Consider the following 21713-nt stretch of genomic DNA (forward strand, 5'->3'; position numbering starts at 1 on the left):
CAAACACTCCATTTAAGATAGGTTTAACCTTAGTTTTGTGAATGAAACGATAATTTGAGTGAGAACAGTATGAATTATGAGCGCCAATTAAAAAAGGTAATCGAGTTTATTGGTAAACATCTTGACGACAAACTCACTTTAGCGCAATTGAGCGATGTAGCCTGCTTTTCAAAATATCATTTTCATCGTTTATTTACAGCGTTTACTGGCCTATCTTTGCAACAATATATTCGTTGGCTTCGTCTAAAAAGAGCAGCTCATCAATTAATTGTTAATAAGGATACATCCATTATTGAAATTGCAATCAATGCGGGGTTCGAATCGCATGAATCTTTCACGCGAGCCTTTAAACAAACTTGTAATTTAGCCCCAAGTGAGTTTAGAGCTCAATCAAGCTGGCAAGCCTGGGAGCAGCCACCGTATTGTTTGCCTAAACAAGGTGAAATGACTATGAATGTTACTATCAAAAATATAAAAGCGAGACGCTTAGCTGTATTAGAACATCGCGGCGATCCTCAAAAAGTGGGCGATAGTGTTAATCGATTAATTAGCTGGGCTAAAGCCCAAACTATTAACCTGAAACCTAAAGCCGGAGAGGCGTTCGGGTTTGGATATGACGACCCTCAAACTACACCACCAGAAGAGTTTCGTTTTGATCTTGGTATAACTGTGCCAGAACAATTGAAACTTCAAGGCGAGATAATTGAAAAACGATTACCCGAAGGTCGATATGCAGTAGCTATACATAAAGGTTCTCGTAATAACATGGGTGAGACTATCTATGGCTTATATCGTGATTGGTTACCAAAATCCGGTGAAGAGCTAGGCGATTTGCCCTGTATTTTTTGTTATTACAATTTTGATCATGAGGTTGCTGAAACCGAACTAATAACGGAGTGCTGGTTACTTTTAAAATAATCAATAAATTGGACGAGCGGTAAAATAGTAATAGGCCACGTCATCCTGAATGAGACATCGTGCTAATCCCGGAGATCCCTCACTATGTTCGGGATGACGGGGTCTTTATCGATGTTTGCTCCAAAGGGGCTGGGGCTCTCAGGATGACGACCGTTCGATTCATTAACAGTAACAATTTGAGATACACTCAACGAAAAATATCTCCTCAGCTAAAGGATTAGTACATGGCTAGGCTAAAGAAAAGCTCGCTTAGAAACTTGAATAGATATTCTTGGTCTATTCTTATTGCATTTATTTGTGCAAACTTTTCAATGCAGTATCATGCACCCTATGTTTCCTTTGAAGGTTTTTTACAGACGTTCCCCCTGATTGTTCTAGTGGTTTTTCGATGCGAAAGGTTAGCACCTCTTATCAGTCAACCGGAGTATCACTTAAATAAACAAGAGTTATTTCTGCGAGATTCATTCATTCTAAGTTTCAGTTTCTTATTGGCTTGCCTTATTTCATTATTATTTCAGTATGACAATAGTGATGTAAGAGGCTGGTGGTCATTCATTATTTACCTTTTCGCCTTGTACGGTTTATTTTTCTCCCTTACTTTTTCAATCATGGCTCTTTTAATAAAAAACCATAAAAGATATACCCTAATTTTTTCATTCCTAATAATATTCTTCATCTCATTGGGTAAATTTTTCCCTCATTATATATCCATCCCATTAATAGGAGAGGTTGATTCTTTCTTTGCATTTGCAGGCTCATTACTAATCTTTCATTGCTTATTTGCTATCAGTTATAAAATTGCTTGTAAGCTATAATGCAGACAACAAAGCCTTTAACCTGGATAACAATGAAACAATCTCTAACACAATTTACCCTTAATATCCTCAAGCCCTATAAAGGTTATCTCGCTATCTTTGCTTTTGTCGCTCTATTCTGGGCAATTACAAATACCCTGCTACCCTACACTCTGAAAATCATTATTGATAAGGCCACAGGATTTCAAGGGGATAAGGCTGCGGCCTTTGCAGCTATTCAGCCCTACATCTTTTTATACATCGCTTTATGGATAGGCTTATGCCTGGACATGCGTCTATTGGATTGGGTAAAACTCAAGTTATTTCCAAGCCTTAGACAAGACACAATGACAAAGATGTTTGCTTATTTAAATCAGCACTCCCATCATTACTTCCAAAACAATTTTGCAGGTAGCCTGATTAATAAGGTGGTGGATATGCAAGGAGGGATTGTTGATATTCTAACGACCCTTGATGATGTTTATGCCCAATCATTGGGATTAGCCATTGCCATCGTTACTTTATTATTAATTCATCCGGTATTTGCCATTATTTTAGTTGCCTGGGTCATTGTATTCCTTGGCATTACCTTTTTATTTTTGAAATCGATTGAAAATCTTTCCCATGTGTTTGCAGAAGCGCGGAGCTCTTTGGTCGGTAAGATGGTTGATAGCATTAGCAACATTGTGAATATTCGTTTATTCGCAAAGCATCACTATGAAAACAGCCATGTCGGAGCCTCAATTGCCGATACAGTCCAGAAAGACAGGGACATGCTAGGTAAAATTATCCATATGCGCATCTGGTGGGATATCAGTATCGTTGCTTTGTTAGGTATTAATCTTTGGATGCTTGGCAAGATGTATAGCCAGAATCAGGTAACCGTGGGCGACTTTAGTTTTATTATTACTCTCTCAATCAGCATCTTATGGAATCTGTGGTTTATTGCAGGACAATTCGTGTCTTTTTCAGAGCAAGTTGGTAAGTGCAGGCAAGCGCTTTCTATTATTAATGCTGTTCACGATATTACAGATATCAAAGATGCAAAACCTTTAAAGGTTACTCATGGTGAGATTCAATTTAAAGATGTCAACTTTCACTATCGAGATGGCGGAAAGCTATTTCACAATAAAAATGTCCTCATTCATTCGGGCAAAAAAGTGGGGCTAGTCGGTTTTTCAGGTAGTGGTAAGAGTACCTTTGTAAATCTTATCTTAAGACTATTTGAAGTCGAGTCCGGCTCCATAACGATTGATCAGCAGAATATTAATCAGGTCACTCAAGAATCACTGCGTGAGAATATTGCCTTAATTCCTCAGGATGTCTCTTTATTTCATCGTAGCTTAATGGAAAACATTCGCTACGGCCGCTCCAACGCGAGCGACGAAGATCTAATCGAAGCCTCTAAAAAAGCCCATTGCCATGAATTTATTAGTCAACTTAATGAGGGCTACCAATCGATGGTAGGAGAGCGAGGCATAAAGCTATCCGGCGGCCAGCGTCAGCGAATTGCGATTGCACGGGCCATCTTAAAAAACGCGCCCATTCTCATTCTGGATGAGGCAACCTCCGCACTAGACTCTGTCACTGAAAAATACATTCAAGATGCTCTTCATCATTTAATGAAAGGCAAAACAACTATAGTCATTGCGCACCGTCTATCTACTCTTTCTGAAATGGATAGAATCTTAGTATTTGATAATGGACAGATTATTGAAGATGGGTCGCATGAGGAATTAATTCAGTTAAATGGCCATTATGCCAAAATGTGGCACATGCAAGCGGGTGGTTTTCTTCCTGAGCGCCCAGCCCCTTAGGGGCAAACATTGATAAAGACCCTGTCATCCCGAACATAGTGAGGGATCTCCGGGATTAGCACGGTGCCACACTCAGGAGATGTCTCTCTACGTTCGACATGACGTACGTCTTTGGGAGCATAATGATTAAATTTATACTCAACCCTTTACAAGGAAATTTATGTTTCAAGCGCTTATTTTCGATTTTGATGGTGTGATTTTAGACAGTGAACCACTTCACTATGAAGCTTGTTCTTTTGTTTTTAAACAATTGGGCTTGGCGCTAAGCTATGAGGAATATGTAGAGAAATACCTTGGTCTCTCAGATAAGGAAATGTTCCCTAAGGTTCTTTCTGCAAAAAATTTCAACCTTTCATTGGACAAAATTAATGCCCTTATTGAAGAAAAGACGAAGCACTATCAAGAAATAGTCAGGCTCTGTGATAGCTTGCCGATGATTGACTCTGTTGATCGATACATTGAATATATCTCTCAAAAAATACCTAAACTTGCTATTTGCTCAGGCTCCACTCGAAATGAAATTAGGGCGGTGCTCACAAAATTAAAACAAGGTAGATTGCAAAGCTATTTCAATACGATTATTACCTCAGAAGATGTGCAACAGGGTAAGCCCTCTCCTGAAGGTTATTTGCTCACCGCGAAGCAACTTAATGTTCCCCCTAGTGAATGTTTAGTTATAGAAGACACACCTCACGGGGTAGACGCTGCGAAAGCTGCTGGGATGCAGGCCATTGCCATATTGACTAGTTATAAAAAGGATCAATTTCAACATGCGGACAAAGTAATAACGAATTTTAACCAACTCATTGTGGAAGAAGTTTATTAAGGAGTATTTGAATGAAAGTAGCATTTAAAAATCAAGCAAAGGAAAAGGCAAATAGTAACAGCTGCTCTGTTATAGAATATCCCTTAAACGACCCTATGTTAGATATTGCCATTGCTGCTATTAGCGGTCGTTATCCTGAAAATGGCAGGGCGGTTAATCAAGAGTGTCAGGAACTGGCCTATGTGAAAGCGGGCGAAGGCAAGATTGTCATTAATGGCGAAGAAATTCCTTTAACCGTGGGTGATAGCATTATTATAGATGCTGGAGAGCCCTATTATTGGGAAGGGAGCCTAGAACTTATCCTTTCCTGTAGACCGGCATGGACAGCGGCTCAGCATCAGCAAGTCGATTAGTAACGCTAACAATGACGGAGTAAGGTAACCTATTACAATTTTGCCCGATGCCTATTTTTCCTCTAATAGTAAGATCAAATATCTTGCAAAAAACTAAATTGTAAATTTAAATATCAATTATCGCCAACTACACGAGACTCGATATGGCATTTGATGATGTGTTAATAGACTCGGGCATTTTACAACAATATATAGATTACTTCGTTCAGCTCCATCAGAAGCATCCCTTAGCTTTAAAATATATAGAGCAATTTTGGCTAAAAGGAGACGCTGCCTCTGAGGACTCCCCTCTTTCTGGACGTTTGTTTTTTTCAAATTTTTACATTGACAATGATGCTGTTGGCGAAGAGCTTGCGCCCCTAATAGTCAATAATCTCCTTTGCTCTACTAAACAACAAATTGATATATGCATGAATCTCTATATGAGTACCCCTGCAGATGAAAGACTCAAGTGCCTTCCTGCACAGATCGTTAAGGTATTTCATTTTTTCGTAACATTTTCTATGGAGATGACTGATTGGAGAACACTTTGGAATACCCTTTCTCTTGATGGTAAAACTGTTGATAGCGAGCGCAATAAGAAGTTATGCGATTTTGTCATTCAGCAAATAGCTTTCGGTATTGCCCCTATTATTCAAGATCACATAAAAAGAAGAGAAAGTGGCTATTATCTCGGGTTTAAAACCATTGAAAACATGAAACAACTGAGAAAACTTAATTCTCACGAAATAAAATGTCCTGCACTTATTCGTCTTAACGATGGTCAAGATGGGACTGCTTTTTATCTATTAAAATCGATAAAATCAGGTCCCATCTTGCTTAAGAATCTCGATAAAAGCACGCCTTGTAACGCTAATGAGCAACCAGACTTATGGGTCAATAGCGCAGAAAATCAGGCAATTTATAAAGCGATCGATCCGCTGTTAAATACCAGTAAAAATGGGAAAAAAGCAACTTTCTTCTACTATGCTAATAGCCTTTCCTCATCAGATAGCCAATCACCACGCGTAACAGCGCAATACACAGGCTGATCGCTTACAAACATTCTTTTATTGCCGATATTCTATATTGCCGGGAGCTAGCTCTGTATCCTCTGCACGACTAAGCTGCTCCTTCGCATCGCGGGCAAATTGCCCGCCCTTACTTAAGGCGCCATCTTTGCTAACAAGCGCTTTAAGTTTACGCCACAATTCATAAAGCAAAGAATCGTCGCGGTGCTTTTCCAGCTTAGACGTTTTCTCCTCTGAATTGAGTGTCTCGTGAAGGGAGGCAAGTATTTGGCTAGGCTCCTGATCTTGCGTTAACGCCATATTAAAATCAGAGATTATTTCCCTTTTCTCTAGCAATAACTGTTCACTTGCAGGCAACTCTTGCTGAGCATCATGTCCACGCCCCTCAGGGGCTTTTGGCAAATAACGCTCATAGATCTGCAAAGTTTGATTAAATGCTAATAATTTCTCAGTTTGTCCTATCCAGGTACCTAATCTCGGTAAGTCATCCGCTTCAAGCAAATGCTTTACGGAATTTGTAATGATTTGAGCTGCTATATTTCGCTCCTCCTCAGAACCCGCTGCACATAAATATTTAGACTTTAATTCATCCAATTTTAGAAGAGCAGAATGAATACTTGCTGCCTGCTCTAGATCAGCAAGACTTCCAAGTGACTCAGGTTTTCTAATAGCTAACCAAGGGGCTTCAGAAAAAAGTTGTTGCTTAAAATCAGCCAAAAGCTTTGGTGGTGCATCGGCAGGAAGGCTTTTCTCAAATTGAGCCAGATATCCTAATTTATCTGCATGCAATTGCAGATGTCTTTGCAGGAGCCCATTTGGTGATAGATATAATTGGTAGGCCTTGAGCAGATAGGCTTTTTGATTATCAGGACTGTCACTAGTAAACGCATCAGAAAGCAGATGTTTTGCAAGCTCTGGAGCAGCATCCACTAAAGCACAAACGATTGCATCACGTACTCGCTCAACCTCGTCTTGCCGAGGATCCAGGGTAATTTCACTACTACCAATAACCGAATGATCACGCGCAGCTCCTGCAACGGGTTGAATTATAGAGCCGTCTAACTCAACCACTGCAGAGGTTGACGAAGCCAATTGCGTTTTAGCTGCATCAATATCTGTATGAGAAACAACATCGAGCATTCCGCCTTTCGCCCTACCTACTCGTTTCTTATCAGCCCTGTTCAACACATCCACCCCTTCAATATTTAAGTAGGTTGAAGGCCGCGATTGATGGTGATTACCAAGAGGGGCCATGGCAAAGCCCTGCATATCTGGATTAGAAAGGTGGTCCCATGCGTTTTCGCTTTGTATTGTGCCATGGCTGTCTTGGCTCATAATATTGCGGGTATTCATATCAAGACCGCTACAGCTAAGATGAGGGATTACCCCACAGAGCTCCGTCCAGTTAGTAACATTAAATTTTTGTAAGCCGTGAACATTTGCCCAATCTTGGGCTCGCTGGGCATCACTAAAGGCATCGAGATGCCCGTTTACAGCATCAATGCTATAAGTCTCTTGCCCTTTTGTCGCTTTTATCCGGGTTAGCATACCCCCTTTGTTGTAACCACTTCCGCCACGAATACGCTCCCCATCTCGTCTCGCATGACCGCTCACCTTATCATCAAATTCAACACTAACTTCCGGTTTATGCAACACAATAGACATCATGCCTGTATCTTTATGGAATTGCGTGCTGAATTTAGTATGAGTCGCCATCCTAGGGCCTTTGCTAACAACGAGGTCAGTGGTTCCTATAGCTTTTTGCAAATCCTCCATCGCTTCATTAAAATCCACCTCCTGACAGTTCAAGATAAACAGATCGGTATCGGAGTTAGCTAAATCCTCAACAAGGCTTTTTGCGACTTCTTGGCCTGGGGTGCTATTACCACAGTTAAGAGTATAAACTTGTAATGTTAAGGGCATAATTGCAAATCACTCTGTTTAGGACCATTCTTTTTATTATACTCTTAAACAATTAGTTTTCGAGCATGTTTTGCATAAAAAATAAGCTTTTAGAACACCGTGATCCAATAATAAACAACCCTTGCCTCTAAATCTATTTCAAAATTAAGCCTATTCGAGCTAACATTAGAACTTAACTAGTTTCCTAGTATTAATACCCACTTATTGAGATAAAAAATGGGCCATCTTAGTTTTATTGAACACCTTATTTGCGGAGTTGATGACGCTTTGCGCACCTTAGCGCCCCCTAAAAGCCGCCCATGCCAAAGAAAATCCCCTGGCGAAAATCTTGCAGATGCCCCTTTAAACTCGCAGGAGAAAAAACATGTGGCGGGATTAATGCGGGTTAATCACTCAGGTGAGGTCTGCGCACAAGCACTTTACCAGGGACAAGCATTAACCGCGCAATTAACAGCGGTTAAAGCGCAAATGGATGCGGCTGCAGAAGAGGAGATCGATCATTTAGCCTGGTGCGAACAAAGATTAAAGGAACTTGATAGTCAGCCTAGTTTGCTAAACCCCTTTTGGTATTTAGGCTCATTGCTGTTGGGGACCTTGGCAGGCGCCGCAGGTGATCGCTGGAGCCTGGGTTTTGTCGCAGAGACAGAAAAGCAAGTTGTCGACCATTTGCAAAAGCATTTACAAAAACTACCCGCCCAGGATCAAAAGTCAAAAGCAATTTTAGAACAGATGAATGAAGATGAGGCACAACATGCTGAGGTTGCTATAGAAGCCGGTGCGGCAGAGCTACCTTTTTTTATAAAACAATTAATGCAGAGCGTATCCAAATTGATGACACGCTCCAGCTATTATTTCTAGTATGGAAAATTTCCTTTTTATTCTTGCAGCCTTTGTGCTGGTTTTACTAAATGCCTTTTTCGTCGCAGCTGAATTCGGCATGGTGAAATTACGCTACACGCGTGTGGCAATCATCAAGGAAGAATACCCCCGACGAGGCAAAATTCTAGCCAAGGTTCATCAAAATCTTGACTCCTATCTCTCAGCCTGCCAGCTTGGTATTACACTCGCCTCCTTAGGTTTGGGCTGGGTTGGTGAGCCGGCCTTTGCTCAGCTTTTAAGTCCTTTTTTTTATTGGATTGGCCTTAGTAATCCCGCTGTAATTGGATTTATTAGCTTCGCCATCGCTTTTACACTTCTTTCCTTTCTGCACATAGTCGTCGGTGAGCTAATGCCCAAATCGCTGGCAATTCGCCAAAGCGAGCAAATATCACTATGGACAGCAACTCCCCTATATTATTTTTATTGGCTAATGTACCCGGTGATTTGGCTGCTTAATTCCTGTTCAATTCTATTGCTGAAAAGCCTCAAGTTAGACGTTATTCATCCCGGAGAACAATATCACTCCAGTGCGGAGATTAAATTAATCCTACGTTCCAGCCAATTGCACGGCGAGTTGAGCCAACAAGAAGGAAGCATTCTGGCCCACACCTTGGAAATGGGTGATCTTAATGTGAGCGATATCATGCGCTCCTATGACGATATGGTCATGCTGGACAACAAAATTGCCAGCAATGATTTGATGGAGATTTTGAGTCGCTATCGCTATAGTCGTTATCCAGTCTATGACCGCAGCAAAAAACAAATTATTGGAATTCTTCATGTAAAAGATTTACAACCCTTGCTGCACGAGGCTCAAGGCAATGTCGAGCTTTCTTTTGATAGTTTAATTAGACCTGTCCCTAAAATTTCCTACAGGCTTCCTGTTTTAAACTTATTACGACAATTTCAGGGTGGAATGCCTCATTTTGCCTTAGTTTATGGGCGTCAGGGAGCAATTGCCGGCTTTGTGACTTTGGATAATTTATTGCATTTAGTTCTTGGTGTGATTAAAGATGAATTCCACAAAACACAGGATGCCTGGCTTAGCCACAGTGATGGCAGCATCACTGTGCAAGGCGATTGCCCTCTGTATGCACTTGAACGAGCATTACAACGTGAGTTATCGTTAGACATTGATGAGGAAACCGAAGTCGCCACTATAGCCGGCCTCATTCTACATACACTCGGCTCCGTGCCCAAAGAGGGAACAACCATTAATTTTCCTGAGTTTTCTGCCACGGTTGAACGAATAAAAGGGGCGCGAATTAAACAGGTTAGGATTAGACCTGAGATCTAAGCACTTAATAGTCTGCATAAATACGCGGTAATTTCGAAGATATACTAACGGTGTGTTAGCTGTTTGGAGGGAGTTAATGATTTATAAGGATGAGCGATGGAATCAGGCAGTTTATTTATCATCTTGGTAATTATTATTGCCTTTAGTTTTGATTTCATAAATGGTTTCCATGATGCAGCCAATTCTATTGCTACGATTGTTACCACAGGTGTACTAACACCGCGCCAGGCAGTACTTTGGGCAGCTTTTTTTAATTTGATTGCCTTTTTAGTCTTTAACCTTATGGTGGCTAAGACCATTGGTAGTGGCTTGATTGATACTGCAATTGTTGATGCGCAGCTTGTCTTCGCTGCTTTAATTGGCGCTATATTTTGGAACTTGGTAACCTGGTTCTATGGTTTGCCCTCCAGTTCATCGCACGCCCTGATTGGCGGCCTTGCTGGCGCTGCCTTAGCAAAAGCAGGGGTAGGCTCCCTTAAACCACTGGGATTTCTTAAAGTTGCCATCGGTATTTTTGTTTCACCAGCCGTAGGTATCGTCACCGGTTTTTTATTGACCTTCTTATTTACCCTCTTATTAAAAAAGTATTCAGAACCCGCAGTCACAAAAGCGTTTAATAGCTTTCAACTCGTCTCCTCTGCCTTGTTGAGCCTCACTCATGGTGGGAATGATGCACAAAAAACAATGGGGATCATTGCTGTCTTGCTGTTTTCCGCCAATATGCTAGGCGATACCTTTTATGTACCCTGCTGGGTAGTCATCTCATGCCAAATTGTGATTAGCCTGGGAACCCTTACAGGTGGCTGGCGTATTGTTCATACTATGGGTACAAAGATAACTGAACTTAACTCACTGCGCGGCTCTGCAGCTGAATCCGGGGCAGCAATAATGATCTATCTGGCCACAGAGCAAGGTATCCCTGTATCCACAACACACACAGTGACGGGTTCCATTGCTGGTGTCGGTTTGTATAATGGTATGAAAGCAACTCATCGAACCGTTCTAAAACGCATTTTCCTTTCCTGGCTCCTAACCATTCCTGCAGCAGGGATTATCTCTGCTGCGATCATGCTGACCTTTTTCTAAGGAAAAATCTAATAGATGACTCCTCTATATTCCGTCATCCAGAGCGCAGCGAAGGATCTCCGGGATTAGCACGGTGCCTCATTCAGGAGATCCTTCGCTGCGCTCTGGATGATGGGGGTTCTGTGGCATAGCTATTACGAAAAAATAAGGTGCGTTAAACCGCGCGCCAAAGAGATCAGGAAAAGGGCATATAAAAAAGAACCAAGATAGGCCAAAGCCAGTACAATCCCATCTCTTTCAGAGATTCCTAAGCCAAACAGGATAATTAAAGATGAAAAAAAGAAGTTGCTAAAGGGAATAGGCAGCAATAAAAGCAAGCTTAGGCCTAATAAGACTATTCCATGTAGGCGTTCCATAGTGGGCGAGGAAAAAAATAACCAGCGCGTTTTTAGCATACGTTCTATATAGAGCAGATAAGGCAGGGTCTTCTTTATAACTTGGCTAAGCTTATCCATAGCAATACGGCGCTTAGCCAGGGTTTGCGGCAGCCATAAGGCAGGTCGTGCCAAAATAATATGGACTGCAATAAAGACAATGGGTAAACCAAAGATAAAAGAAATTCCCGGAATAGCTGAAACAGGGAGAGCACTTGGTAAGGCGAATAAGATTGCAATGAGGCCATAGGCCTTTTCACCCATTGTTTTTACCAGTTCCTCATAAGACACTGAAGATTCATTCTGATGAGTTTTAACCAGCTTTTTCAGCATTCCTGAAACAGAAGAGCCATTATTAACGCGTTCTTTCATTTAAATTTAATTCACTGCGATGTCGACTATAAGAAAAGTAGATTACCAACCCTACCGCCATCCAAATTATAAAACGGAGCATTGTGAGTCCAGGCAAATTATAAATCAGATAGCTACAACTAATTATGCCTAATGCAGGAATTAAGGGCATTAAAGGTGTTTTAAAAGGACGGGGCATATCTGGTTGGGTATAACGTAAAATAATTACTCCTGCACAAACCGTAATAAAAGCAAAAAGAGTTCCAATATTAACCAACTCGGCCAGATCATGCATAGGCACAAAGGCGGCAAGCAAGGCCATGAACAGACCACAGGTTACAATAATGCGCAGGGGGGTTTTTGTATAACCGTTCACCTGAGAAAAAAAACGCGGTAATAAACCATCTCGCGCCATAGCTAGAAAAATACGGCTAAGCCCATAAAACAGCACAAGCATAACGGTAGTCAAACCAGCAATAGCCCCCACACCAACCATTCCCGCAGCAAACTTATAACCCAGATTGAGTAAGGCATAACTAATAGGTGAAGACACATTAAGTGTGCTATAGGGTGCTATTCCGGTGAGCAAACCTGAAACAATAATATATAAAACTGTACAGATCAGCAAAGAACCAACAATTCCGACCGGTATATCACGCTGGGGATTTACAGCCTCTTCGGCAGCGGTTGAAACCGCGTCAAAACCAATGTAAGCAAAGAAAATCAACGAGGCGCCGTGCATTACTCCTGACCAACCAAAAGGCATAAAAGGAGACCAATACTGTGGTTTAATTGCGGTCGAAGCTATCACAATAAAGAGCAGAATCACCGCTAGCTTGACCAGAACCATTGTATTATTAAAGCGAGAACTGGATTTAACACCATAACCTAATAAAACCATTAGAAAAATAATGATAGAAAAAGCGGAAAGATTAAAAAGCCCACCATCATGGTGCAGTTTTGTTGGCACATAAAGTTTAAGCGCCGTGAGAAAATCATTGAAATAGCTAGACCATCCAACGGATACTGCAGAAACAGAAATAGAATATTCGAGCAACAAATCCCAGCCAACAATCCAGGCAATTAATTCGCCAAAACCAGCATAAGCATAGCCATAAGCGCTACCGCAACCACCAATACTGGCTGCTAACTCAGCATAAGATAAAGCGGCAAAGGCGCATGCGAAACCTGCGACTACATAAGATAAAACTATTGCAGGGCCTGCATCGTTCGCAGCAACTATACCGGTTAACACAAATATTCCAGCACCGATAATCGCCCCAACACCTAACAATAGCAAATCAATAGAAGACAAGCACTTCACTAAATTTGTTTCAGTATCTGCCGTATCATCTTTGTCTTTTTTACGAAACAAGTCCATGTTAGTATGCTCTTTCGATTTTTGAAATTGAATACACAGCGGTAAATGCCAAGATGGGTATTTTCATTTCAAGGATGTATAGGTTTTTAGAAACTTTAGCACTAAAGTATGACCTGAGAAACCCCGTTTATGCTGAATATCGAATGAAAAAATTTCTCATTACTCTGTTATTACTAAGTTTTTTGAATACGGCTAGCGCAAATGGCACTAATTCCGTATTACCGCAGCAAAGTCCTGCCGCAACAGAGTTACCCAAAGACTATACTGAAAGCTGCACCAAATGGTGGTCTTGGACAAAGCCCATTTGTAAGCGTTTTCATCAGATTTGGACAGAGGGTGACAAGGAACTTTATCTCAGTGGTTACGCCTGGCATAACCGTTATACCTACTCAAAACATAAAATCCGTTCTTACAATGAACAAGCTTGGGGTGGCGGCTTAGGTAAAGGGTTCTATGATGAAAAAGGGGACTGGCATGGGCTTTTTGCCTTTGCATTTCTGGATTCACATAAGAACATTGAACCTGCTGTTGGCTACGCCTTTCTCAAAGTTGCCCATCTAACACCTAATTTAAACCTTGGTGCCGGGTACACAGTTCTTGTCACTCAACGCCCTGATATATTTGGTGGCATTCCATTTCCGGGCGTTCTTCCTTGGGTTTCAGTAAGTTATCGCAAAGCGTCTATTTCAGCGACTTACATTCCCGGCGCAGCTGGTGCAGGCAACGTGCTTTATATCCTTGGCAAACTAAGCTTTGATCTCTTCTAAGATAGCGTTTTACGAGACTTGCACATTTCTATTTCAGTTGTTAGGCTGGCGGGGTTTTTATTTTTTATGGAGTAAGTTACATGATGTTAAAGTCCGGAATTCTTATGCTCTTAGGTACTTTGTCAGCAAACGCTGCTTTTGCAACGATTCAAATGCAAGCACCAGATGCCTGCCCTAAGATTAGCCTAATCAAAAGCGAAGGAGTCTCGATGGCCTATCAATTACCTCCAAAGAACTATTTTTTTGCCTTCCAGGAAAGCTCCTATGACACAAATCACACTTGGTACTTTGCTATCGGTTTTTTTGAAACAGACTCTATGGATGTTGCACTTTCGAAGGGCAATAGCGCTCTAAATAAATTGTCTGAACCTTCAAAACCTTACTATGACAAGGAAGGTTATTGGGTATGCAGTTACAATGTGGTTGGGACAGATCTTGCTGCGGTCGCTTTCTATGCAGATCAACCTATCTCCCCCTTACAGACCAAGCATCTTCTGAGAAAAATACGCTAAAGGATTCGTCTTTATGGAAAAATGCAGCTGGTGTCTTAAAGATCCGTTATATATTGCTTATCACGATGAAGAATGGGGAGTTCCCGTTAGAAATCGTGAAAAGCTGTTTGAAATGATCATTCTTGAAAGTATGCAAGCTGGATTAAGCTGGTTTACTGTTTTGAAAAAACGTGCAGCAATGCGTGAAGCCTTTTTAAATTTTTCTCCAGAAAAACTGGCGGTATTATCCGATGCAGACATGCAGCGTTTATTAGGCAATGAAGCAATAATACGTAATCGCTTGAAGATTAAATCCGTCCAAACCAATGCCCAAGTTTTTTTAAAAGTGGCAGACCGTGAGAATATCATTGACTATTTTTGGCAGTTTACGGATGGACGGGTTTTACAAAACAAAAGAGCGTCTTTAGCGGACATTCCTGCAATTACTCCTGAATCAACGGCCATGGCTAAGCAATTGAAGAAAGACGGTTTCGTATTTATGGGACCAACAACCTGCTACGCATTTATGCAGTCAGTCGGCATGGTCAATGATCATGTACAGACCTGTTTTCGCCACAACCAGCTTTCTCGTTAGTTGTGGAATTTGATCTTCGCTTGAAAATAAAGGTCTATAATTAACAGCAAGAGAGGGCGTGCCGAGGTCTAATGCAGGGGTTAAGCCCTGGTTCAAAGCAGCTAGGTAAAAATGCAGGAGGCTCTTATTATGAAAGGGTTAATCAAAAAGCTGTTCTCTGTACTTCTTGTTATCAGTTCTTGCGTAGGCTATGCCAATAATAAGATAGTAGTCACAGGAAAACCGGTCATTTTATTACCAGAGGCAAACTACTATGTCTTTCCCAAGACCTATTCTCCTGTCCGTAGTTATCATCTTGTAAATATTAGCGGCGATAATCGCGTCTGTTTTATCACGCCGCAACCAGATTTGGCTTCCCTTGATACACTAAAAATCTATATCGTACTCAATGATAAAAAATTTCTTTGGTTTTGTTATCGCTATAGCCCACAGTTTTTTACTATGGACTATTAGTAACTGTTCACTCTATTCAAGCACAAGAGATTCTTTAAAGGCCTTGATGTGGCTGTAGGCCTCATCAATCCGGCTTTTAGGAATCTCTCCTGATTTTACTTTGGCTTCAACAATATCGATAACCTCTGCAGGATCTTGTGCCCTATCAGCTAACTGGTTACCGAAAATCAGCATATCTGAGCCGGCATTAATAGCCAAGGTTAAGGCCTTATCTAGGCTGTAATGAGCGGTTATGGCTTTCATTTGCATATCATCAGTAATAATGACCCCATCAAATTGCAGCTGTTCACGCAAGAGTCCGGTTAGAATTTTGTGTGACAAGGTCGCAGGAAGGCCAGAATCGTCTAACTGACGGTTTACAATATGAGCCGTCATGACCATTTTACAGCTATCACTGCCATCCAATAATAACTTATAGGGTTCCAATTCAGAGTCGAGCCAGCTATTAGAGACATCCACAAAGCCTAAATGTGAATCAGCATTTGAGCTTCCATGACCCGGGAAATGTTTGTAAGCACATTGTGTTTTATGCTTTATAAAATTATGCGAATAGATCGATGCATAATGAGCAACCTCTTTGGGATTTGTCGAAAAACTACGTTTCAATTTAGCAATTATCGGGTTATCTGGATTCACATTAACATCTAAAACAGGAGCAAAATTTAAATTAAAGCCAGAATCGCTTAGCGTTTTAGCCATAGCTTCTGCAACCTGATTTGCTTCTTCATCCGGCATCTTACCTACATCAGCTGCAGAATGTGTCGCGGAAAAACCATAGGACTGTCCTAAGCGATTGACAGCGCCCCCCTCATAATCAACCGACGTCAGCAGAGGTAACTTCGGGCGATGATATTTTGCATTCGCCAGTTTGGTCGCTTTCTGTAATTGATGATTTAATTCGCTGACCTGCTCTGGACTCGCAATATTTTTATCATAACTAGCTGTACGAAAATTATAATCAAATAGAATAACGCCACCTATATTGACCTCATTGATTGCTTTAATAATTGGCGAATTTTTATTGACCGTTTTGCCATCAAAACCAATGATTAGCATCTGGCCAATCTTATCTCTTAAACTGGGTTCATCAGTGGCAAAACTCTGCTGTAGGTATAGCGAGGCAAAAAATAAGATTAAAACTTTAAGAAACTTCATAAATCTGTCCTTGTATGGGAGGACAGATATGATAATATTTTAAACAAAAATAATCAATTATTATCATCATGCTCTAATTTGTTTCTTTTGCTCCATAGTTTGTTGCCTATGCTTCAGCTAAACAATAAGCTATCAATTAAATCGTTTTACCATTTCAGGACTCACTATGTGGAAATCCATTATAGCCATCGCTTTAGGTGCATCCTTAGGCGCACTTCTTCGCTGGTTTCTTGGTGTAAAACTTAATACTCTTTTGCCGAATATTCCACCGGGAACCTTAGTTGCCAATCTTGTTGGCGGCTATATTATCGGAGTAGCTATTGCCTACTTTGTCCAGATGCCCACTATTGCGCCTGAATGGCGATTATTTATCATCACAGGATTTTGTGGCGGTTTGACAACCTTTTCAACCTTCTCTGCCGAGGTTGTCGGTTTGCTACAACAAGAAAGATTTGCCTGGTCTTTAGGCGCAATTTCTGTCCATCTCTTCGGCTCACTTTTTATGACACTTGCGGGGATGGCTAGCTGGCGATATTTAGGACGATTGCTAGGCTAAGAATTGCTTGTCTAATAAAGAGATGCTACTTTTTAATTAAGCCCTATTCAGGATGACCATAATGAATTCGTTTATAGAACAAGCAAAGTTTTATGCGGCCTATCACCAAAAACCTATTACTCGTTACACACATTTCATTGGTGTTCCCCTCATTATTTTTTCAGTTATGGTCTTTTTTGGGTTTCTCCATCTGATTATTCCTGGAGTTATGGATATTACACTTGCAGGTTTGGCCTCTTTAGTCTTACTTGGCTATTACTATTATCTAAATTGGCGTATTGCCTTGGCTCTGACCCTTATTTTTATTGTACTCCTGTGGTTTGCGAATTTAGTCAGTCAAAATGGTCCTAATAGCACCTCATTATGGGTTTTTATCATCACCTTTGTGTTGGGCTGGGCTTTTCAGCTTGTGGGGCATTTTATTGAAGGCAAGCGTCCTGCATTTATGGATAATCTATGGCAATCCCTAATTGCCCCAATGTATCTAACTGCGGAGCTTTTCTTTTTAGCAGGCTATATGCACGACCTGCAAAGGGAAATTGAGAGTGCGCCGACAAGCGACGAAACTACGGATGTAAAATCTGAGTAATAGCTCAGGTGGGATGTAAAAATCTTGGAGAAAGTTCAATTTTGAGCGTAATAGGTCACCCCCATCCCGAAATCCCACGGCTTGACCGCGGGATCTATGGGCTCAGAGTGAACACCGGATCCCGCGGTCAAGCCGCGGGAATTCAATACTGGGGTGGGGGCTGACCTATTACTTTTAATCACGTTTTTCTCTCGAGATGGGTCCAAAGCGGACTTTCCTGAGTATGGGGTGATCTATTACTCAGTTAGAAGACTGCGTTATCATATAGCACTGATGAATTCGCTTAGATCGCTTAAAATCCAAGTCGATAGTTTCTGCGCTAATATCCTCTATCTTATATTTTTGGCTAATCTCTGGCGAAAGCTTAAACTGCCGCAAGTTCGTCGAAAAATATAAAACCCCTTTAGCATTTAGCAAACGCATAGCAGCATTAATTAGATCAATATGATCACGCTGAACATCCAGGGTCTGCTTCATCCGTTTTGAATTTGAAAAACTTGGCGGGTCAAGAAAAATAACATCAAAGCGATCAGAGGTGATCTGCAACCATTCCAAACAATCGAAATGTATAAATTGATGTCTGGATAAATCAATATGATTAAGCCTGAAATTATCTTCTGACCAGCTTAAATAGGTTTTTGAGAGATCTACATTCGTAGTTATTGCCCCTGCCAAAGCGGCATGCACGCTAGCGCTTGCGGTATAACAAAAGCAATTTAGAAACCGCTGACCAGATTTTAATTGAGCAAAACGCATCCTGAGCGGCCGATGATCAAGAAACAAACCAGTATCCAGGTAATCATAGAGATTAACCTTTAATTTTGCCTGACCTTCCACAACCGTCATGTTATGTCGAGTTTGACTCATTTTTTGATATTGGCTACTTCCCTTTTGTTGTTTACGCTGCTTAACCACTAATTTGTCAGCTGAGATTCCTAAAGCAGCAGGGACAACTTGAATAACATCCAGGCTGCGTTTTTCAACCTTATGGGCAGCAATACTGGCCGGTGCGGCATATTCCTGCAGTACGGCATAATCATTATAGATATCTATGGCAAAGGCATATTCTGGTAAATCTGCATCATAAACGCGATAACAGTTGATATGGCTGCGTTTAGCCCATTTTTGCAAATGGTTATGATTTTTCTTTAACCGGTTTGCCAACATCTGAGCTGCAGAAGAGAAATGCCCTCTTTCAGCATTTTTAAGCTGATTCTCTGCATTAAGTGTTAAACAGTATAATTTGCATTCTAGGGCACCATTAAATAAGGTGTACTGCTTCTCGGCACGTAAACCTATTGCCTTCGCAAGCATCGGATTTGAAGTCAAAATTGCAGCATGCCAGCCCTGATAATAGGAATGAAGAATTGTCCCTAACTCATGATAAAGCGGGACAAGCTGCGTAGCGTCACCCAAGCGCTCACCATAGGGAGGGTTTGCAATAACCAACCCTTTTTCATTGGCTGGACGGCAATCTTTCACCGATAAATTGGCAAATTCCACTAAGGGCAATACACCCGCACGTTCAGCATTGTCCCGAGCGATATTTATTAATTTAGGATTGTTATCTGTCCCTAACAACTTAAGTTTTATAGGTTTAACTTGCTGTAGAGCCTGCGCCCTCACCTTATCCCATAATGAGGGTTGATGCTGAGCCCAACGAATTAAAGCCTGATCATGGCGCAATAATCCAGGTGCAATATGCCCCGCCATCATCGCAGCCTCGATAACGAGGGTGCCAGCACCACAAAAGGGATCATGTAAAACATAACCTTCCGCAGCTAGTTGCGGCCATTTGGCACGAATCAGCATAGCTGCAGCAATATTTTCTTTTAAAGGAGCCTCACCAGCCTGAGTACGATAACCACGCTGATGCAAGCTATAGCCTGTCAAATCAAGACTGACTGTAACCTGGTCATTTTTTAAATGGGCATGCAAGCGAATATCTGGCTGCCCCCGATCAATTGTTGGGCGCATCCCTTTAAAGCTGCGAAAATGATCAACAATACCGTCTTTGATTACCTGCGCGCCAAACATAGAATTCCGAATATGGTCCGATGAACCGTGAAACTCGATAGCTAGACTTTTATCCGCAGTAAAGACTGTTTGCCAGGGAAACTGGTTGGCTAATTGATATAGCGTTTGCTCATTATGGGCTTCGCCACTAAATAAAATCAGCTGTACGCGGTTAGCTAGCCTTGTCCAAAGGCACAAATGATAAATCATAGCCAACTCGGCCTGGCCATAAACCCCCTGAGGACTAACCCGGGAAACATGAAAGCCAAGTGCTTTCACCTCATCTTCCAACAGATATTCCAAACCTTTCGGGCAGCTGATAAAAAGAGAGTAGTTCATGATAGGCAAGACCTTAGAAAACGAAACAACGCTTTAGCGGCACCACTGGGTTTGCCACTCTGCTGCTCTTCCTCTGCTTTTTTTATAAGTTGGCGAAGTTGCTGAACATCACTGGGCTGATAATCATGAATAAATTCTGTAAGCGCATCCTTACCCTCGTTGATCAGCCGATCTCGCCATTGTTCTAACTCATGAAATACCGCTGTTTGCGCAGAGCCTTCAGCAAGAATTAGATCATAAGCAGCTAAAATGGCTTCACTATCAGCAGCTCTCATAAGCTTGCCAATCAACTGTGCCTGACGCCTTATAGCCCCGTGGCTTTTAATGTTTTTTGCTTGATCAATGGCATGGCGTAAATTTGCTGGCAGAGGCAAACGATCGAGTTTCTCGTTACTTAACCCAATAAATTCAACGCCAATTTTTTGCAAAGCATCAGCATCACGCTTTTTTTGTGATTTACTCTTTATCTCTTCCATCAAACTAACCTTTTTAAACTCAAACAACTTCTTCTAACCGAAGAATCGTTCGGGCAGTATTTTTTATTTTAGCATGTCTGAATTGACACTAATCAGCTGCTGCCAAGGGAGGAAAACTGGTCTGAGCATAACGTCTCGCTCTGGAGCGGAAGTATGTACGACTTATGGCGATGAGATTATAAATTAAAATACACAATAACAGTGAATGTAACCAAGTTACTGTTAGTTGAGTAAATAAGGGAATAGTAATAAAAACCCCAATACAACCGGCAAAACTTAAAATAAGCGTCTTTTTAAGAGGTATTTTATTTTGTTGGACAAAGACTAAGGTAGTCAGGGGTTGCTGCATAGCACCGGCTGTTGTCATGATAGGAAAGGCAACAACTGGCGATACGTTCAGGAGAAACAGAACACCTTGAACCATAGCAAAGAGGCCGATACCCACAGAGGTTAGAGCACCACAGACTATCATGGCCAAAAAGCCAAGTAATAATTTCCAAGATTGCAATTCAACTAAATCACCACCAATCGGCATTAAACGCATTTGATGACAAATTAGCAAAGTGATAATTCCGACAAAACAGCACATCATGGCTAAACGTATTGCTTGCTTACTTAAGTGGGTTACCACTACACCACCAATCAATCCACCGATACAAGTTCCTGCAACTAACGTAACCAAGGTGGTTAAATCAACGTCCACTATCTTCATAAAGAAGAGGGATTCAATCGTACCAGGTATAACTTGTGCACCATTATTAACGGCTGGTAACTCATCATCAGGAAAGGTTCTTAGCAACTTTGCTAAAGCAACATTAACCGCGAAACTACCAACACCAAGGGTGTCCGCAATAAAGGCCACAATACCGCTGAAAGTCAGTTTAATGTAATCAAAGGTAGATAAACGGACGGCTGGCTGCTGTCTCAGGCGATAAAACATAGCAATAACACAAATGAAGGTTAGAATTGCTATTGCAGAAATTATCAAGGTGATGGCCATCGAGTTCCCATTCTTTGTTGTAAGCGTTTCATCTCTTAATTGCTATTCTCCATGCTACCAATTAGTTTATCCTAAATTGATCTACTGGCACCAGAAGAATGATCGACCATTTTACACTAATTACTATTTTATGTAAATAAAAAATGGTCATTTGTTCGAGCAAAAACACATATTGCTCAACTCGTAGTCATGTTTTATTTTTGTGAGGAGTCTGAACTTTACAAAAATATTGCTCCGTATAAAGGCGGCTGTGTTAGAATGCTGCAA

The 21713-nt window shown here is 41.3% G+C and carries 21 protein-coding genes; 14 read left to right on the top strand and 7 right to left on the bottom strand.

Features of this window, described 5'->3' with window-relative positions; all coding sequences use genetic code 11:
- The first annotated feature begins 69 nt into the window (after positions 1-69).
- From BN1094_RS01960 to BN1094_RS01985, 5 genes are all read left to right on the top strand, one after another.
- Entirely contained in the window at positions 70-918 is an 849-nt protein-coding gene (locus tag BN1094_RS01960) for an AraC family transcriptional regulator (protein ID WP_043872732.1), read from the top strand.
- A gap of 847 nt (positions 919-1765) precedes the next feature.
- A complete protein-coding gene (locus BN1094_RS01970) occupies positions 1766-3529 on the top strand; it encodes an ABC transporter ATP-binding protein (protein ID WP_043873654.1) in 1764 nt (587 codons plus the stop codon).
- A gap of 160 nt (positions 3530-3689) precedes the next feature.
- Complete coding sequence (locus tag BN1094_RS01975; RefSeq protein WP_043872734.1) at positions 3690-4355, top strand: HAD family hydrolase; 666 nt, start codon at positions 3690-3692, stop codon at positions 4353-4355.
- An 11-nt stretch (positions 4356-4366) separates the two neighbouring features.
- A complete protein-coding gene (locus BN1094_RS01980; protein ID WP_043872735.1) occupies positions 4367-4708 on the top strand; it encodes a cupin domain-containing protein in 342 nt (113 codons plus the stop codon).
- Positions 4709-4851: 143 nt separating this feature from the next.
- Entirely contained in the window at positions 4852-5739 is an 888-nt protein-coding gene (locus BN1094_RS01985; protein WP_043872736.1) for a hypothetical protein, read from the top strand.
- Positions 5740-5757: 18 nt separating this feature from the next.
- Here the strand turns inward: BN1094_RS01985 and BN1094_RS01990 are convergent, their stop codons facing one another.
- Positions 5758-7641, bottom strand: coding sequence for a hypothetical protein (locus BN1094_RS01990; protein ID WP_043872737.1), 1884 nt, complete (start codon positions 7639-7641; stop codon positions 5758-5760).
- 216 nt (positions 7642-7857) lie between these two features.
- Between BN1094_RS01990 and coq7 the strand changes: the two genes are divergently transcribed.
- The 3 genes from coq7 (at position 7858) to BN1094_RS02005 (ending at position 10903) form a co-directional block, all read left to right on the top strand.
- A complete protein-coding gene (gene coq7 / locus BN1094_RS01995; protein ID WP_043872738.1) occupies positions 7858-8499 on the top strand; it encodes a 2-polyprenyl-3-methyl-6-methoxy-1,4-benzoquinone monooxygenase in 642 nt (213 codons plus the stop codon).
- 1 nt (position 8500) lies between these two features.
- Positions 8501-9817, top strand: a complete 1317-nt coding sequence (locus tag BN1094_RS02000; protein WP_043872739.1) for a hemolysin family protein — start codon at positions 8501-8503, stop codon at positions 9815-9817.
- Between the two features lie 96 nt (positions 9818-9913).
- Positions 9914-10903, top strand: a complete 990-nt coding sequence (locus tag BN1094_RS02005) for an inorganic phosphate transporter (protein WP_043872740.1) — start codon at positions 9914-9916, stop codon at positions 10901-10903.
- Positions 10904-11037: 134 nt separating this feature from the next.
- On the opposite strand, the gene BN1094_RS02010 is transcribed toward BN1094_RS02005, so the two are convergent.
- Together BN1094_RS02010 and BN1094_RS02015 are read right to left on the bottom strand one after the other, a co-directional pair.
- Positions 11038-11649 carry an exopolysaccharide biosynthesis protein gene (locus tag BN1094_RS02010; RefSeq protein ID WP_043872741.1) on the bottom strand — a complete coding sequence of 204 codons (612 nt, stop codon included), beginning with the start codon at positions 11647-11649 and terminating at the stop codon, positions 11038-11040.
- Complete coding sequence (locus BN1094_RS02015; RefSeq protein WP_043872742.1) at positions 11633-13009, bottom strand: amino acid permease; 1377 nt, start codon at positions 13007-13009, stop codon at positions 11633-11635. The genes BN1094_RS02010 and BN1094_RS02015 overlap by 17 nt, the downstream gene beginning before the upstream one ends.
- Positions 13010-13152: 143 nt before the next feature.
- Between BN1094_RS02015 and pagP the strand changes: the two genes are divergently transcribed.
- From pagP to BN1094_RS02035, 4 genes are all read left to right on the top strand, one after another.
- Positions 13153-13776, top strand: coding sequence for a lipid IV(A) palmitoyltransferase PagP (gene pagP, locus BN1094_RS02020; protein WP_043873655.1), 624 nt, complete (start codon positions 13153-13155; stop codon positions 13774-13776).
- 80 nt (positions 13777-13856) lie between these two features.
- The gene (locus BN1094_RS02025) at positions 13857-14288 is read left to right on the top strand and encodes a DUF4949 domain-containing protein (protein ID WP_043872743.1); all 432 of its coding nucleotides are present in this window, start codon (positions 13857-13859) and stop codon (positions 14286-14288) included.
- A gap of 13 nt (positions 14289-14301) precedes the next feature.
- Positions 14302-14862: a DNA-3-methyladenine glycosylase I gene (locus tag BN1094_RS02030; protein WP_043872744.1), complete on the top strand. Its 561-nt coding sequence runs from the start codon at positions 14302-14304 to the stop codon at positions 14860-14862.
- A gap of 129 nt (positions 14863-14991) precedes the next feature.
- A complete protein-coding gene (locus BN1094_RS02035; protein ID WP_141650405.1) occupies positions 14992-15315 on the top strand; it encodes a hypothetical protein in 324 nt (107 codons plus the stop codon).
- Between the two features lie 12 nt (positions 15316-15327).
- Here BN1094_RS02035 and BN1094_RS02040 read toward each other — a convergent pair whose 3' ends face one another.
- Positions 15328-16470, bottom strand: a complete 1143-nt coding sequence (locus BN1094_RS02040; RefSeq protein ID WP_043872745.1) for a glycoside hydrolase family 3 protein — start codon at positions 16468-16470, stop codon at positions 15328-15330.
- 166 nt (positions 16471-16636) lie between these two features.
- Between BN1094_RS02040 and crcB the strand changes: the two genes are divergently transcribed.
- Positions 16637-17026 carry a fluoride efflux transporter CrcB gene (gene crcB, locus BN1094_RS02045; RefSeq protein ID WP_043872746.1) on the top strand — a complete coding sequence of 130 codons (390 nt, stop codon included), beginning with the start codon at positions 16637-16639 and terminating at the stop codon, positions 17024-17026.
- Between the two features lie 61 nt (positions 17027-17087).
- On the top strand, positions 17088-17615 hold the full coding sequence (locus tag BN1094_RS02050) for an Mpo1 family 2-hydroxy fatty acid dioxygenase (protein WP_043872747.1): 528 nt from the start codon (positions 17088-17090) through the stop codon (positions 17613-17615).
- A gap of 240 nt (positions 17616-17855) precedes the next feature.
- Here the strand turns inward: BN1094_RS02050 and rlmKL are convergent, their stop codons facing one another.
- The 3 genes from rlmKL to BN1094_RS02065 form a co-directional block, all read right to left on the bottom strand.
- Entirely contained in the window at positions 17856-19970 is a 2115-nt protein-coding gene (rlmKL, locus tag BN1094_RS02055) for a bifunctional 23S rRNA (guanine(2069)-N(7))-methyltransferase RlmK/23S rRNA (guanine(2445)-N(2))-methyltransferase RlmL (protein WP_043872748.1), read from the bottom strand.
- Positions 19967-20446, bottom strand: coding sequence for a ribosome biogenesis factor YjgA (yjgA, locus tag BN1094_RS02060; protein ID WP_043872749.1), 480 nt, complete (start codon positions 20444-20446; stop codon positions 19967-19969). The genes rlmKL and yjgA overlap by 4 nt, the downstream gene beginning before the upstream one ends.
- A gap of 88 nt (positions 20447-20534) precedes the next feature.
- A complete protein-coding gene (locus BN1094_RS02065) occupies positions 20535-21446 on the bottom strand; it encodes a TSUP family transporter (RefSeq protein ID WP_043872750.1) in 912 nt (303 codons plus the stop codon).
- Between the last annotated feature and the right edge of the window lie 267 nt (positions 21447-21713).

The organism is Legionella massiliensis, from assembly GCF_000756815.1.
Taxonomy (GTDB): Bacteria; Pseudomonadota; Gammaproteobacteria; order Legionellales; family Legionellaceae; genus Tatlockia; species Tatlockia massiliensis.

Bases quoted from the DNA above. Each gene is read 5' to 3' on its own strand.
- BN1094_RS01960 (WP_043872732.1), top strand. From the start codon at position 70: ATGAATTATGAGCGCCAATTAAAAAAGGTAATCGAGTTTATTGGTAAA.
- BN1094_RS01970 (WP_043873654.1), top strand. From the start codon at position 1,766: ATGAAACAATCTCTAACACAATTTACCCTTAATATCCTCAAGCCCTAT.
- BN1094_RS01975 (WP_043872734.1), top strand. From the start codon at position 3,690: ATGTTTCAAGCGCTTATTTTCGATTTTGATGGTGTGATTTTAGACAGT.
- BN1094_RS01980 (WP_043872735.1), top strand. From the start codon at position 4,367: ATGAAAGTAGCATTTAAAAATCAAGCAAAGGAAAAGGCAAATAGTAAC.
- BN1094_RS01985 (WP_043872736.1), top strand. From the start codon at position 4,852: ATGGCATTTGATGATGTGTTAATAGACTCGGGCATTTTACAACAATAT.
- BN1094_RS01990 (WP_043872737.1), bottom strand. From the start codon at position 7,641: ATGCCCTTAACATTACAAGTTTATACTCTTAACTGTGGTAATAGCACC.
- coq7 (WP_043872738.1), top strand. From the start codon at position 7,858: ATGGGCCATCTTAGTTTTATTGAACACCTTATTTGCGGAGTTGATGAC.
- BN1094_RS02000 (WP_043872739.1), top strand. From the start codon at position 8,501: ATGGAAAATTTCCTTTTTATTCTTGCAGCCTTTGTGCTGGTTTTACTA.
- BN1094_RS02005 (WP_043872740.1), top strand. From the start codon at position 9,914: ATGGAATCAGGCAGTTTATTTATCATCTTGGTAATTATTATTGCCTTT.
- BN1094_RS02010 (WP_043872741.1), bottom strand. From the start codon at position 11,649: ATGAAAGAACGCGTTAATAATGGCTCTTCTGTTTCAGGAATGCTGAAA.
- BN1094_RS02015 (WP_043872742.1), bottom strand. From the start codon at position 13,009: ATGGACTTGTTTCGTAAAAAAGACAAAGATGATACGGCAGATACTGAA.
- pagP (WP_043873655.1), top strand. From the start codon at position 13,153: ATGAAAAAATTTCTCATTACTCTGTTATTACTAAGTTTTTTGAATACG.
- BN1094_RS02025 (WP_043872743.1), top strand. From the start codon at position 13,857: ATGATGTTAAAGTCCGGAATTCTTATGCTCTTAGGTACTTTGTCAGCA.
- BN1094_RS02030 (WP_043872744.1), top strand. From the start codon at position 14,302: ATGGAAAAATGCAGCTGGTGTCTTAAAGATCCGTTATATATTGCTTAT.
- BN1094_RS02035 (WP_141650405.1), top strand. From the start codon at position 14,992: ATGAAAGGGTTAATCAAAAAGCTGTTCTCTGTACTTCTTGTTATCAGT.
- BN1094_RS02040 (WP_043872745.1), bottom strand. From the start codon at position 16,470: ATGAAGTTTCTTAAAGTTTTAATCTTATTTTTTGCCTCGCTATACCTA.
- crcB (WP_043872746.1), top strand. From the start codon at position 16,637: ATGTGGAAATCCATTATAGCCATCGCTTTAGGTGCATCCTTAGGCGCA.
- BN1094_RS02050 (WP_043872747.1), top strand. From the start codon at position 17,088: ATGAATTCGTTTATAGAACAAGCAAAGTTTTATGCGGCCTATCACCAA.
- rlmKL (WP_043872748.1), bottom strand. From the start codon at position 19,970: ATGAACTACTCTCTTTTTATCAGCTGCCCGAAAGGTTTGGAATATCTG.
- yjgA (WP_043872749.1), bottom strand. From the start codon at position 20,446: ATGGAAGAGATAAAGAGTAAATCACAAAAAAAGCGTGATGCTGATGCT.
- BN1094_RS02065 (WP_043872750.1), bottom strand. From the start codon at position 21,446: ATGGCCATCACCTTGATAATTTCTGCAATAGCAATTCTAACCTTCATT.